Source organism: Agromyces sp. Marseille-P2726 (assembly GCF_902809835.1).
Taxonomy (GTDB): domain Bacteria; phylum Actinomycetota; class Actinomycetes; order Actinomycetales; family Microbacteriaceae; genus Agromyces.
In genome coordinates this window covers 19,965-32,740 of record NZ_CADDWM010000009.1, presented here as the reverse complement: position 1 = coordinate 32,740, position 12,776 = coordinate 19,965, and the positions used below count along the sequence as shown (strand labels likewise).

Annotated in this window: 14 protein-coding genes; 3 read left to right on the top strand and 11 right to left on the bottom strand. The window is 68.8% G+C overall.

Features of this window, described 5'->3' with window-relative positions; translation table 11 throughout:
* The first annotated feature begins 26 nt into the window (after positions 1–26).
* Both HUS56_RS02640 and purB read left to right on the top strand, forming a co-directional pair.
* Positions 27–554 carry a low molecular weight protein-tyrosine-phosphatase gene (locus HUS56_RS02640; protein ID WP_173921877.1) on the top strand — a complete coding sequence of 176 codons (528 nt, stop codon included), beginning with the start codon at positions 27–29 and terminating at the stop codon, positions 552–554.
* On the top strand, positions 551–1,948 hold the full coding sequence (gene purB / locus HUS56_RS02635; RefSeq protein ID WP_173921876.1) for an adenylosuccinate lyase: 1,398 nt from the start codon (positions 551–553) through the stop codon (positions 1,946–1,948). The genes HUS56_RS02640 and purB overlap by 4 nt, the downstream gene beginning before the upstream one ends.
* Before the next feature lie 9 nt (positions 1,949–1,957).
* Here the strand turns inward: purB and HUS56_RS02630 are convergent, their stop codons facing one another.
* The 7 genes from HUS56_RS02630 to HUS56_RS02595 all read right to left on the bottom strand — a co-directional run bounded on the left by HUS56_RS02630 (position 1,958) and on the right by HUS56_RS02595 (position 9,648).
* Positions 1,958–2,254 (bottom strand): hypothetical protein, encoded by a 297-nt coding sequence (locus HUS56_RS02630; protein WP_173921875.1) that lies wholly within the window; start codon positions 2,252–2,254, stop codon positions 1,958–1,960.
* Positions 2,251–2,778, bottom strand: a complete 528-nt coding sequence (locus tag HUS56_RS02625) for a hypothetical protein (protein WP_173921874.1) — start codon at positions 2,776–2,778, stop codon at positions 2,251–2,253. The genes HUS56_RS02630 and HUS56_RS02625 overlap by 4 nt, the downstream gene beginning before the upstream one ends.
* A 127-nt stretch (positions 2,779–2,905) precedes the next feature.
* Entirely contained in the window at positions 2,906–4,432 is a 1,527-nt protein-coding gene (locus HUS56_RS02620) for a glycosyltransferase family 39 protein (protein WP_173921873.1), read from the bottom strand.
* Positions 4,433–4,531: 99 nt separating this feature from the next.
* On the bottom strand, positions 4,532–5,947 hold the full coding sequence (gene pntB, locus HUS56_RS02615; RefSeq protein ID WP_254431252.1) for a Re/Si-specific NAD(P)(+) transhydrogenase subunit beta: 1,416 nt from the start codon (positions 5,945–5,947) through the stop codon (positions 4,532–4,534).
* A gap of 33 nt (positions 5,948–5,980) precedes the next feature.
* A complete protein-coding gene (locus tag HUS56_RS02610) occupies positions 5,981–7,549 on the bottom strand; it encodes a Re/Si-specific NAD(P)(+) transhydrogenase subunit alpha (protein ID WP_173921872.1) in 1,569 nt (522 codons plus the stop codon).
* 223 nt (positions 7,550–7,772) lie between these two features.
* Positions 7,773–8,867: an HAD-IA family hydrolase gene (locus HUS56_RS17105; protein WP_217423918.1), complete on the bottom strand. Its 1,095-nt coding sequence runs from the start codon at positions 8,865–8,867 to the stop codon at positions 7,773–7,775.
* Positions 8,868–8,958: 91 nt separating this feature from the next.
* A complete protein-coding gene (locus HUS56_RS02595) occupies positions 8,959–9,648 on the bottom strand; it encodes a class I SAM-dependent methyltransferase (RefSeq protein ID WP_173921871.1) in 690 nt (229 codons plus the stop codon).
* Positions 9,649–9,858: 210 nt separating this feature from the next.
* Here HUS56_RS02595 and HUS56_RS02590 point away from each other — a divergent pair, with 210 nt between their 5' ends.
* Positions 9,859–10,155: an antibiotic biosynthesis monooxygenase gene (locus HUS56_RS02590; RefSeq protein WP_173921870.1), complete on the top strand. Its 297-nt coding sequence runs from the start codon at positions 9,859–9,861 to the stop codon at positions 10,153–10,155.
* 17 nt (positions 10,156–10,172) lie between these two features.
* On the opposite strand, the gene HUS56_RS02585 is transcribed toward HUS56_RS02590, so the two are convergent.
* Genes HUS56_RS02585 through HUS56_RS02570 form a run of 4 tightly spaced genes read right to left on the bottom strand, consistent with a single transcriptional unit; the run spans position 10,173 to position 12,481 of the window.
* The gene (locus HUS56_RS02585) at positions 10,173–10,937 is read right to left on the bottom strand and encodes an ABC transporter permease (protein WP_173921869.1); all 765 of its coding nucleotides are present in this window, start codon (positions 10,935–10,937) and stop codon (positions 10,173–10,175) included.
* Entirely contained in the window at positions 10,934–11,767 is an 834-nt protein-coding gene (locus tag HUS56_RS02580; RefSeq protein WP_173921868.1) for an ABC transporter ATP-binding protein, read from the bottom strand. The genes HUS56_RS02585 and HUS56_RS02580 overlap by 4 nt, the downstream gene beginning before the upstream one ends.
* On the bottom strand, positions 11,764–12,138 hold the full coding sequence (locus HUS56_RS02575) for a DUF1048 domain-containing protein (protein WP_173921867.1): 375 nt from the start codon (positions 12,136–12,138) through the stop codon (positions 11,764–11,766). The genes HUS56_RS02580 and HUS56_RS02575 overlap by 4 nt, the downstream gene beginning before the upstream one ends.
* 1 nt (position 12,139) lies before the next feature.
* On the bottom strand, positions 12,140–12,481 hold the full coding sequence (locus tag HUS56_RS02570) for a PadR family transcriptional regulator (protein ID WP_173921866.1): 342 nt from the start codon (positions 12,479–12,481) through the stop codon (positions 12,140–12,142).
* Positions 12,482–12,776: the final 295 nt, after the last annotated feature.

Genomic DNA, 12,776 nt, shown 5'->3' with positions numbered 1-12,776 from the left:
CGCCGGACTCCACCACAATGGAACGCATGACGGGAGCGCAATCCTCGGGCGGCGCCGCTCAGCCATTCCGAGTGTCGTTCGTGTGCACCGGAAACATCTGCCGCTCCCCGATGGCCGAGACCGTGCTGCGCTCGCTCGCCGAACGCACCGGGCTCGGCGAGCGCATCGCCATCGAATCGGCGGCGACGGGCGACTGGCACGTCGGCGAGCAGGCTGATCAGCGCACGATCGACGCCCTCGAGCGCGCGGGGTACGACGGATCGCACCATCGGGCCCGCCAGTTCGACGCGCACGACTTCCCCGACCTCGATCTCGTCGTCGCGTTCGACCGCGGGCAGGCACGGATCCTTCGGAACCAGGCGCCCACCTCGCTCGACCAGGACAAGGTGCGGCTGCTCCTCGAGTTCGACGCCGAACTCGCCGGGCTGCACGACGTACCAGACCCCTACTACTCGGATGCCGCGACCTTCGATCGAGTTCTTGCGATGATAGAGCGGGCGACGCAGGCGCTCTTCCGACAACTCGCCCCCGCTCTCAGACAAGGAACCCGATGACTTCGCTGCCTCCCCAGCCGCTCAGCCCGCTCGACGGACGGTATCGCTCGGCGGTCGGCGAACTCGGAGAGCACCTCTCCGAGGCGGGCCTGAACCGCGCGCGCGTGCACGTCGAGATCGAGTGGCTGATCGCGCAGACCGATCGGGGCTTCTTCGGCGCGACGCCGCTCTCCGCCGAGCAGCAGGCGCAGCTGCGCGAGATCGTGAGCGGATTCGGGCCGGCCGACATCGACGAGCTCGCCTCCCTCGAGGCGACGACCCGCCACGACGTCAAGGCGGTCGAGTACTTCGTGCGGCGGCGGCTCGAGTCCCTCGGACTCGACTCGATCGCCGAGCTCACGCACTTCGCGTGCACGAGCGAGGACATCAACAACCTCTCCTACGCCATCACGGTGCGCGACGCGGTACAGCAGGTGTGGCTGCCCAAGTACCGCGCGGTCATCGACACGCTCGCCCAGCTCGCGACGGAGCACCGGGATGCCGCGATGCTCTCGCGCACGCACGGGCAGCCCGCCACCCCCACGACGATGGGCAAGGAGCTCGCCGTCTTCGCACACCGCCTCGAGCGCATCGCGAAGCAGGTCGAGGCAACCGAATACCTGGGCAAGTTCTCGGGCGCCACCGGCACGTTCTCGGCGCACATCGTCGCCGCCCCCGATGTCGCGTGGCCCGACGTCTCGCGCGAATTCGTCGAGTCGCTCGGACTGACGTGGAACCCCCTCACGACGCAGATCGAGTCGCACGACTGGCAGGCTGAGCTCTACGCTCGCGTGAGCCACGCCAATCGCGTGCTGCACAACCTCGCGACCGACGTCTGGACCTACATCTCGCTCGGCTACTTCCGGCAGATCCCAGCGGCGGGCGCGACGGGATCATCGACGATGCCGCACAAGGTGAACCCCATCCGGTTCGAGAACGCCGAGGCGAATCTCGAACTGTCGAGTGCGGTGCTCGATTCGCTCGCCGCGACCCTCGTCACCTCGCGGCTGCAGCGCGACCTCACCGACTCCAGTGCGCAGCGCAACATCGGCGTGGGCTTCGGGCATTCGGTGCTCGCGCTCGACAACATCCAGCGCGGGCTGGGCGAGATCGATCTCGACCGCGACCTCCTGCTCGCCGACCTCGACATGAACTGGGAGGTGCTCGGGGAGGCGATCCAGACCGTCATCCGAGCCGAGGTGGTCGCGGGGCGCTCGACGATCGCCGACCCCTATGCGCTGCTCAAGGAGCTCACCCGCGGCAAGCGGGTGGGGGCTGCCGAGCTGGCCGAGTTCGTCGACCGCCTCGAGATCGGGGATGCCGCGAAGCAGCGGCTGCTCGCGCTGACCCCCGCGACCTACACGGGCCTCGCTTCGGAGCTCGTCGACCGGTTCGAACCGGCCGTTCGGCCGTAGCCTGCGACCTCAGTGCGCGGGCGGCTCCGACCCGGGCTCGCCGCCGGCGTCATGATCGGCGTCGTCCCCGCCGAGCTCGGCCGACTCCGAGGCATCGGGCTTGACCGCCATCGCCAGCAGCGCCAACACGACGAGCACGACGATGAATACGCCACCGGTGACGATGAGCGACATCGTCCAGTCGCGCGTGACCATGAGCACGATGGCTCCAGTGAAGATCGCGGCGATCGCCGAGCCGCCGACGTACTCGATCGGGCGCAGCATGTCGCGCCGGCTCGGCTTGAATTCGCCGGGGGAATGGGTCACGAGTGTTGCTCCGTTCCGGATGCCGCGGCGTCGGGGGCCGCGGCCCACTTCAGCGAGAACCCGCCGATGACGAGATAGACACCCAAGATCACCAGGTAGCCGCCGAGCAGGCCGACGGCAGTGACGGAGTCGGGCGGAAGCAGGAGGAACACGATCGCGAGCAGCGCGGTGAACGCGCCCGCGGCGATCCAGTCCCGTGATGCGGGCGTGCGTGCGCGCCCGCGCAGCCCGGCATAGAGCTCGACGAAGCCCGTCACTGCCGCCCACACGCTGACGAGGTAGAGGAAGAACGGCAGGCCGCCGGGCACCGTGACGGCGAGCAGGCCGGCCGCGACCGTTGCGACGGCGGTGATGACGAACGGCGATCGGATGCCGCGATCAGCCATGAATCGCATGGTGAGCGCTCCGACCACGAGACCCGACAGGATCGCCCACGCCCCGAACACCATGAGGCCGACCTCGGGCGCGTGACTCTGCGAGAACGTGATGATCACGGCCGGCGCGAGCGCGAGGAGTCCGCGCACGACCGGGACGATCCAGTACTGTGCGCGCTCGGGGGCATGGCGTGCGGTGGCCAGGGTGACCTCTTTCAGGGTGGAACGGGATTCCGATCCATCCTACGCGGCGCATCCGGACGGTGCCCCGGTGGCACTAGCGCGACGCACTCGCCGCGCCGTGCGTCGGATCCCGCGCGAAGAGCCGCACGACGTCCGTCTCCAGCGGTCTCCGCTCGAGCTCGACGAACCCCGATGCACGCAACGTGTCGACATCGGGCTCGACACCGTCCGGGCTGCGAGCGACGACGATCACCCGGTCGATCCCGTCCAGGCGTTCCCGGAGCTCAGCCAGCGGCGCGGTGACATCCCATAGTCGATCGGTCTCGTGATGAGCGCGTACCAGCCCGAGGTCGACGAGGTCGACGAAGCCGTCGGGATACGTGTACATCGCCAGTCGCGGCCGCAGCGATGGTCGAACGCTCTCGTCGAAGAGCACACCATCGCCGGGCTCGGCCATGCTCCCGACGGTCGCCGACACCGCCTGCCAATCGGTACCCAGGTTCTTCGCGTACGGGGTGCGCTGGTCGACGTACGCCGGGACGGCGAGGCCGATGATGACCGCGAGCACGAGGGCCCCGACCACGTTCGGTCGCATCCGCCCGACGGCGATGGCGACGGCGATGGCGACGCCGGGGGCGCAGAACACCAGGTACCGCGGCGTGTACAGCGGCGTCAGCACCTCGGTCGCGATGAGCAGTACCGCGGTCGGCAGCACGAACCACGCGAGCCCCAGGCCGAGCAACCAGCGCTCGCCCGCCCAGGCTGGATCCCGTGCGGATGCGATCCCCACTGCGACGGATGCCGCGACGAGCATCCAGCTCACGACGGCGAACGATCCGAGCATGAACCATTGCCCGACGAGCACGCCGTCGAGCGTCACGACGTCCTGATCGGCACGGAATGCGACCTGCTGCCGCTGGGCAGCGGCGACGACGATGATCGGGGTCGCGAGCACGAGCGCGACGGCGGCGGGGAACGCGAAGTCGACGAGACGCGCGCGACGTTGCGGATGCAGCGCGAGCGCGATCGCGTGGATGGGAAGCATCAGAACCAGGTAGAGGTTCAGGTAGACGCTCAGCGCGAGCCCGACCGAGTATCCCCACCACCAGCCGCGGGGCATCCGCCCGTCCATCAGGTACGCCAGCAGCACGGTGAGCCACACCGCGCACGCGGTCGCGAAGGCGAGCGGTCGCGCCTCGGTCGCCGCCTGCGAGATCCTCGGCACCACGCAGAGCACGACCGCGGCGGTGAGGGCGGTCACGCGGTCGGCCCGGGTTCGCACGAGCAGGTAGAGGCCGGCGGCCGCCGCGCCGTACGCGAGCCCCGATGGCAGGCGTACCGCGAACGGAGACGTGCCGGCGAGGTCCGTCCACACGTGCAGCACCGCGTAGTACAGGCCGTGCACCGCGTCGACGTTGCCGAGCAGCGCGGCGAGCGATTCCCAGTCCCGGCGTGCCGACATGAGGCTCGCCGCCTCTTCACCCCACAGCGAGGGGATCCACGAGCCGGCGATCCCGACGGTCGCCGCCGCGCACGCGATCACGAGCGCGACACGAGCATCGCTCCACCCGGCGGCGCGTTGCGTCGCGCGAGCCGCCTCGACGGTGTGCGAGCCGATCATCCGGGCCCGCCGGTCCTGGACATCACCACCATTCTCCGCCAGGGCGCCCGGCCCGGCCTGATGTGCGCCGGGTTCGGTTCCCCTCCCGGGCGCCGGGCCTCAGAAGGCCTTGAGGATGTCCTCCACCCGCTGCTTGGCGTCGCCGAAGAGCATCTGCGCGTTGTCGCGGTAGAACAGCGGGTTCGGAACGCCGGCATAGCCGCTCGCCATCGACCGCTTGAACACGATCACGTTGTCGGCCTCCCAGACGCGCAGCACCGGCATGCCCGCGATGGGACTGCCCGGGTCTTCGGCCGCGGCCGGGTTCACCGTGTCGTTGGCGCCGATCACGAGCACGACCGACGTCTCGGCGAGGTCGTCGTTGATCTCGTCCATCTCCTCGACGATGTCGTACGGCACCTTCGCCTCGGCGAGCAGCACGTTCATGTGGCCGGGCAGGCGCCCCGCGACCGGGTGGATTCCGAAGCGCACGTCGATGCCGCGCTCGCGGAGCTTCTGCGTGAGCTCGGCGACGGGATACTGCGCCTGCGCGACGGCCATGCCGTACCCGGGCGTGATGACCACGCTCGAAGCGTTCTTCAGCAACTCCGCGGCATCCTGAGCCTGGATCTCGTGGTGCTCGCCCAGGTCCTCGTCGCCCTTCCGGGGCGCCTCGATGCCGAAGCCGCCGGCGATGACCGAGATGAACGACCGGTTCATCGCCTTGCACATGATGTACGACAGGTAGGCACCCGAGGAGCCGACGAGCGCGCCGGTCACGATGAGCAGGTCGTTGTTGAGCAGGAACCCGGCGGCGGCCGCGGCCCAGCCGGAGTAGCTGTTGAGCATCGAGACGACCACGGGCATGTCGCCGCCGCCGATCGACGCGACGAGGTGCCATCCGAGCGCGAGCGCCAGGGCGGTCACCACGATCAGCAGCCAGAGCTGGGAGTCCATGACGTACCAGACCGTGAGGCCGACGAACACGACCAGCGCGCCGAGGTTCAGCACGTTCTTGCCGGGAAGCACGAGCGGGGCCGACTTCATGCGCGCCGAGAGCTTCAGGAATGCGACGACCGAACCCGTGAAGGTCACGGCGCCGATGAACACGCCGATGAACACCTCGGCGTGGTGGATGTCGGCGAGAGGCCCCTCGAGCGCGGGCGGGTCGAGCGCGCCGTTCCAGCCGACGATCACCGCGGCGAGACCGACGAAGCTGTGCAGCAGCGCGATGAGCTCGGGCATCCCGGTCATCTTCACGATGCGGGCACGCCAGAGGCCGATCGCGGCGCCGATGATCACGGCGACGATGAGCAGGACGAGGCCGACCATGACGGAGGGCTCGCCCCACCCGCCGGCGAAGGTGAGCCAGATCGTGGCGGCCAGGGCGATGGCCATGCCGATGATGCCGTACGTGACACCGGATCGGGCGGACTCGTGCTTGCTCAGGCCGGCGAGGCTGAGGATGAACAGCAGGGCGGCGACGATGTACGCGGCGCCGGCGATGGACTCGGGGGTCAGCAGGTTCTCAGGCAATGGGGGCTCCTAGGGCGTTGTCGATGGCGTCGGTCAGCTGCCGGCCCGCTCGCCCTTGGCGAACATTCCGAGCATGCGTCGCGTCACCGCGAACCCGCCGAAGATGTTGATGGAGGCGATCAGGATGGCGACCGCCGAGAGCACCTGCACGACCGGGTCGGTGCTCGTCACCTGCACGATCGCGCCGACGATGATGATGCCCGAGATCGCGTTCGTCACGCTCATGAGCGGCGTGTGCAACGCGTGCGCCACCTTGCCGATCACGTAGAAGCCGATCACGACCGACAGCACGAGCACCGTGATGTGCTGCGGCAGCGGCTCGGGTGCGATCGCGTTCACGACGAAGAGCGCGGCGATGCCGGCGACGATGAGCGCGAGGCGTCCGCCCTTCGAGAGCTTGCGCTTGGGCTTGGTGGTGACGGATGCCGCGTCCGCGACATCCGCTGCCGCCTTCGCCTGCGCCGGGGCCGTCGCCGCCGAGACCTGCACGGGAGGCGGCGGCCACGTCACCTCACCGTCGCGCACGACCGTGACGGCGCGCTGCACCACGTCGTCGAAGTCGATGACGAATCGACCGTCGTTGCCCGGCGTGAACAGCTTCACGAGGTTCACGAGGTTGGTGCCGTACAGCTGCGACGCCTGCGTGGGAAGGCGCGACGCGAGGTCGGTGTAGCCGAGGATGATCACGCCGTTCGGCGTGACGATGCGCTCGCCCGCGACGGAGCCCTCGACGTTGCCGCCCTGCGCGGCCGCCATGTCGACGATGACGCTGCCGGGCTTCATGCTCGCGACATCCGCTGCCGTGATGAGCCGCGGCGCCGGACGGCCCGGGATCAGCGCCGTCGTGATGATGATGTCGCCGTCGCGCGCCTGCTCGGAGTAGATCTCGGCCGCGCGGCGATCATAGGCCTCGCTGGTCGCCTTGGCGTAGCCGTCGGTCGACTGCTCGACCTCGACCTCGACCTTCAGGTACTCGCCGCCGATCGACTTGACCTGGTCGGCCACCTCAGGACGAGGGTCGGTCGCCCGCACGATGGCGCCGAGGCTGGATGCCGCACCGATGGCGGCCAGGCCGGCGACGCCGGCCCCCGCGACGAGCACCTTCGCGGGTGGCACCTTGCCCGCTGCCGTGACCTGTCCGGTGAAGAACCGGCCGAACTCGTGCGCCGCTTCGACGACGGCGCGGTACCCGGCGATGTTCGCCATCGAGCTCAGCACGTCCATCGACTGGGCCCGCGAGATGCGTGGCACGGCATCGAGCGCGAGCGCCGTCACGCCACGCGCGGCCAGGGCCTGGAGCAGGTCGGGGCGCAGTGCCGGGCTGAGCAGGCTGATCACGGTGGTGCCCGGCTCGAGCAACGCGATCTCGGTGTCGGTCGGCGCATTCACCTTGAGGACGATGTCGCTGGCGATCGCCGCGGGCGCCGACACGATCGCCGCGCCCGCGGCGGTGTACGCGTCGTCGGGGAAGGACGACTTCTCGCCGGCGCCGGTCTCGACGGCGACGTCGTATCCCATGCCGATCAACTGCTTCACGGTCGCCGGCGTTGCGGCGACTCGGGTCTCCGAGCCATGCTCGGTGACGACGCCGATGCGCGTCATTGCTTACTCCTTCTCGTCGCGGCGACCATGTGCTCGTCGGTGCGACGTGGCATCTCGCCCATGGCTCCGTGCGGGATGCCGTCCGGCGGAGCCGGGCGCGGCAGCACTGCTGCAGGGATCACCCTACGTGCGGGTCGGTGGCTCCTTCTTACATTAAGGGTGCCCGGCGGCGAAAGTTCCGCGATTCTTTCCCGCCGCGAAACTCAGCGGTCCTCGGAACACCTCATCCTCCCGCCACGACGTCGGGCGTCAGCGCGGTGATCGAATCGAGCACGACGTCGGCGAGCGCCAGCGACTCCGCCGACGGCGGGTACGCGCGGTTCGGCACGGCGATGACGCGCATGCCCGCCGCGTGCGCCGAGCGGATTCCGTTCGACGAGTCCTCCACGGCCGCGCAGTCGGCCGCACTGACTCCGAGGCGCGAGGCAGCTTCGAGGTAGACGTCGGGCTCGGGCTTGCCGCGCTCGACCTCCTCGCTCGAGACCACGGCTCGGAACGCGTCGGCCACTCCCGCAAGGGAGAGCGCCAGCTCGATCAGCTCCCGATTCGACGAGGAGGCGACCGCGAGCGGATAGCGTTCGGCCAGGGCGCGAACCGCGTCGGGCGCGCCGTCGATCAGGGGCAGTTCAGCGCGATACGACCTCGCCATCTCGCCCACCACGCGGCGTCCGATCTCAGCCGGCGCGTCGGGAACCCCGAGTTCTTCGTGCAGGTAGGCCTGCCACTCGGGGGCGCTCATGCCCTGCATCTTCCGCGTGGCCTCGTCGGGATAGGGCCGGCCGGAGTCGAGCACGAGTTGTCGGCGAACGGCCTCCCACCGCTGCTCGCTCTCGACGATCACGCCGTCCATGTCGAATACGACTGCCGCGACCATGCCGGAGAGCTTACCGACGCTTGTCGTCATGGAGGCCGGCGGCCGGGCAGGCCTGCGCGGAAGCCGGAGGCGCGCGGTCACGCGGGGTCGCGCAAGCGCGCTGTCAGTTCCGAACGTCGACCTCACCCCCGGAATCGCCGGCCGCTGACGCAGCGCCAGCGCCGCCGGGACGTGTCGCACCGAGTCCACCGCGGCGCGGGCGGCATGCGACATCCGCCGGCGTGTGTAGGTGGACAGGGCCTCGATGTACCGGCGCGAGCCCTCTGCATACAGCACGCCCATCGCCAGCGACGACTTGCCCGACCCCGACACCCCCGCGATCGCCACCAATTGCTGCAACGGCACGTCCACGTGGATGTTCTTCAGGTTGTGCACCCGCGCACCGCGCACCTCGATGGCGGTCGGCGCGGCAGTGCGGGCCGCCGGTTCGGCGTTGCGCGTCATGGGTCCTACCGTTCGATGGCACGGAGCATCAGTGACAGGTCCGACCATACAAGTGCGGCTCGGATGCCGGAACGCCGGTCGACGCAGCAGTTCACCGTGTGGCGACGCCGCAGATCACGGTGTTGACCGGGTAGAACACGCTTCGCTGCAGCATCCGTTCGAAGATCTCGGTATGCCGGAATCCAGCGGCTTCGATCGCGGCTCCAGTGTCGCGATGCGGATCGCACCCCTCGAACACCCATCCCCACGGCACGTGAAGCGCCCGCTGCACGCGCGCACGCGTGCTTCCCGCCGGCGCGGCGACGTGTTCGACGAATCGGAAGCGCCCTCCGGGGCGCAGGACGCGCCTCACCTCGCGGAGCACCGCGTCGGGGTCGGTCACCGTGCACAGCACGAGGGAGCAGATCACGTCATCGACGGATGCATCGGGCAGCGGCATCCGCTCGGCGTACTCGGCGATGATCCGCACCGTGACGCCCTCCCGAGCGCTTCGTCGCGCGAGCGCCTCGTGCATGCGCGCATTGGGTTCCACGGCGATGAGTTCCGAGCCCGACGGCAGGTAGCCCAGGTTGGCGCCGACGCCCGGTCCGAGTTCGACGATGGTTCCGGTGGCGAGCCCGGCGAACGCCGTCTGCTTGAGCGGCGCGGTGAGGCGATTGATGTGCCGGTCCAGCGCCGAGAAGAACCAGGCGTTGAAGCGTCCGCGCACGGGGTGGTCGAACGGTCGGATGCCGCTCGCGATGCTGCTCGCATGTGGATCGACGCGCGTGGTTGTCGTCATGCCGTCATTCCATCGGGCGGTCGCTTCGCGCAGCATCGCTCGGAGAGGCCATCCTCGCGTGGCCGATTCGGGCCACCGCGCCCGCGACGCCGCACCCATTGCACACCCGCGGGGGCTACCATGAGTACTTCGAGTCCGAGCTGGTGCTGCCGCTGCCCACGAACGGCGCGTTGAATTCCGGCATCCCATTCGCACAATCACGGAGCCGCAATGTCCGTCGTGAAGATCAACGCCCTCACCGTCCCACCCGGGGCAGGCCCCGAGTTGGAGGCTCGGTTCGCTGCCCGCAAGCACGCCGTCGACTCCGCACCCGGTTTCGAAGGGTTCCAGCTCCTGCGCCCGGTGGCCGGCGACGACCGCTACTTCGTCGTGACGACGTGGGCGACCGAGGCGGACTCCCAGGCATGGCGCGGCGGCCGCGCCGAAGTGGCGCACGCCCGAGAGAGTCGCACACCCGTGGCCAGTGGTGCCGAACTGCTCGAGTTCGAAGTCGTCGAACTCGACTGAACCCGCCTCGACGTCGTCTAGCCGAGCTTGCGCCGGTAGATCGCGATGGCGAAGCCGTAGGCGACCACGAGGATGCCGATGAGCCAGGCCAGGGCGATCCAGATGTCACTGCCGACGGGCTGCCCGGCGAACAGCGCCCGCATCGTGTTCACGATCGACGTCACCGGTTGGTTCTCGGCGAACCACGCGACCGGCGCCGGCATCGAATCCGTGGGCACGAAGGCCGAGCTGATGAACGGCAGGAAGATCAGCGGGTAGCTGAAGGCGCTCGCACCGTCGACCGTCTTGGCCGAGAGCCCGGCGACCACCGCGATCCAGGTGAGGGCGAGGGTGAACAGCACCAGGATGCCGGCGACCGCGAGCCACGCCGCCGGTGATGCCCCGGTGCGGAAGCCCATGATCAGCGCGACGCCGATGACGATCGCGACCGAGATCACGTTCGCGGCCAGCGAGGTGAGCACATGGGCCCACAGCACGCTCGACCGTGCGATCGGCATCGACTGGAATCGTTCGAAGATGCCGCCCTGCAGATCGAGGAAGAGCCGGTACGCGGTGTACGCGACTCCCGATGCGATCGTGATGAGCAGGATGCCGGGCAGGAGGTAGTTGACGTACGACTCGCCGGACCCGGTGTTGATCGCACCGCCGAACACGTACACGAACAGCAGCATCAGCGCGATCGGCGTGACCGCGGTCGTGATGATCGTGTCGGGGCTTCGGAGGATGTGGCGCAGCGAGCGGCCGGTGAGAACGCCGGTGTCGCCGAGGACGTGGGTGGTCATCGGGAATTCCCTTCTGCCTGGACCGTGTCGCTGGTGCGGTCGGTCTCGGCCATGTTGCCCGCGCCGCCGTCGCCGACGAGGGCCAGGAAGACCTCCTCGAGGGAGGGCTGCTTCTCGACGTACTCGACCTTGGCGGGCGGGAGGAGTTGCTTGAGCTCGGCGAGCGTGCCGTTCTGGATGATCGTGCCCTCGTGCAGGATCGCGATCCGGTCGGCCAGATGCTCGGCCTCGTCGAGGTACTGCGTGGTGAGCAGCACGGTCGTACCGTTCGCGGCGAGTTGCTCGATGGTGCGCCAGACCTCGACGCGTGCCTGTGGGTCGAGCCCGGTCGTCGGCTCGTCGAGGAAGATGATCGGCGGATCGCCGATCAGGCTCATCGCGATGTCGAGCCGGCGGCGCATGCCGCCCGAGTACGTCGACGCCTTGCGGTTTCCCGCCTCGCTGAGCGAGAAGCGAGCGAGCAGGTCGTCGGCGATCGCACCCGGGTTCTTCAGGTGACGCAGCTTGGCCACCAGCACGAGGTTCTCACGACCGGTGAGCACCTCATCGACCGCGGCGAACTGCCCGGTCAGGCTGATCGACTCTCGCACGTCGCCCGGATGTTCGGCGACATCGAAGCCGTGGACCGTCGCGGTGCCCCCGTCTGCGTTCAGCAGCGTCGACAGGATCCGCACCAGCGTGGTCTTGCCCGCGCCGTTCGAGCCGAGCAGCGCGAAGATGGTTCCCCGCTGCACATCGAAGTCGACGCCCCGCAGCACCTGCAGGTCCTTGAACGATTTCTCGATGCCCTGCACCTGGATGGCTGGTGCGAGAGCCTGGTCGATGGTCACTTCTGCTCCTCTCGCTTTGCGTCGTCGATCGCCTTGGTCAGGCGGGCGCGCTCCTTGTCGATCCAGCGCTTCCCGGCGTACGCCTGGGCGAACGCATCGGCGAACTCGACCGGATCCTCGCCGACGATCGCACTGATCGGCGTCCCGTCCGCGGCCGCGCGCTCCCAGAGGTCGGCGAAGTCGCTGAGCATCGTGATCATCATCTCCGCGTCGCCGTCGGTGATCCCGCCGTTGTACATGAGGTACCGCTCGAATGCCTTCGCGGCGGCGCGATACGGCTCGGGAAGGGCCTCGATGCGGGCCTTGTACTGCCGGTACTGCTTCTTCTGCTCGAGCGACCCCGTAAGGGCCTCGATCCATTTCGCTGCCATTTCAGTTCTCTCCTTCGGGGATTTCGCTGTGGAGGTGTTGGATCCGCTCGGCGAGCGAGCTCCACGTCCGCCAGAATTCCGCGAGGTACTCGCTGCCCTTCTGGTTGAGCGAATAGACCTTGCGCGGTGGCCCCTTCTCCGAGGGGACCTTCTCGACGTCGACGAGGCCGCGCTGTTCGATCCTGACCAGCAGCGCGTACACGGTGCCCTCGACGATGTCGGAGAAGCCCTCGTCGCGAAGCCGGGCCGTGATCTCGTACCCGTATGCGGGCCGAACGGCCAGGATCGCGAGGACGATGCCATCGAGCGTGCCCTTCAGCATCTCGGTCATCTGTCTGCCCATGGGTTCCTGCCTTCGACTACTCAGCGTTGCTGACTACTGGTACATAGTAACCACGAGTACCGGTAGATAGCAACACTGAATACCGACCTCTTCCCGGGCGCGGCGCAAGCCCCGTCGGCTGTCCGGCCGCACTGCAGATGCTCGGCGTCCTCGAGGGCGTCGAACTCGACGATGACGGCCGCGTCGCTCCAGCCGTCTCGAAGACGCGAAATACATGGCGACCCCCGCAGCGCACGAGGAGCGTCTCCGCATGAGCGAGGAATTCACGAATCGCGCGGTCGACGCGCACACTAAT

Bases quoted from the DNA above. Each gene is read 5' to 3' on its own strand.
- HUS56_RS02640 (WP_173921877.1), top strand. From the start codon at position 27: ATGACGGGAGCGCAATCCTCGGGCGGCGCCGCTCAGCCATTCCGAGTG.
- purB (WP_173921876.1), top strand. From the start codon at position 551: ATGACTTCGCTGCCTCCCCAGCCGCTCAGCCCGCTCGACGGACGGTAT.
- HUS56_RS02620 (WP_173921873.1), bottom strand. From the start codon at position 4,432: ATGATCGGCTCGCACACCGTCGAGGCGGCTCGCGCGACGCAACGCGCC.
- HUS56_RS02610 (WP_173921872.1), bottom strand. From the start codon at position 7,549: ATGACGCGCATCGGCGTCGTCACCGAGCATGGCTCGGAGACCCGAGTC.
- HUS56_RS17105 (WP_217423918.1), bottom strand. From the start codon at position 8,867: ATGACGCGCAACGCCGAACCGGCGGCCCGCACTGCCGCGCCGACCGCC.
- HUS56_RS02595 (WP_173921871.1), bottom strand. From the start codon at position 9,648: ATGACGACAACCACGCGCGTCGATCCACATGCGAGCAGCATCGCGAGC.
- HUS56_RS02590 (WP_173921870.1), top strand. From the start codon at position 9,859: ATGTCCGTCGTGAAGATCAACGCCCTCACCGTCCCACCCGGGGCAGGC.
- HUS56_RS02585 (WP_173921869.1), bottom strand. From the start codon at position 10,937: ATGACCACCCACGTCCTCGGCGACACCGGCGTTCTCACCGGCCGCTCG.
- HUS56_RS02575 (WP_173921867.1), bottom strand. From the start codon at position 12,138: ATGGCAGCGAAATGGATCGAGGCCCTTACGGGGTCGCTCGAGCAGAAG.
- HUS56_RS02570 (WP_173921866.1), bottom strand. From the start codon at position 12,481: ATGGGCAGACAGATGACCGAGATGCTGAAGGGCACGCTCGATGGCATC.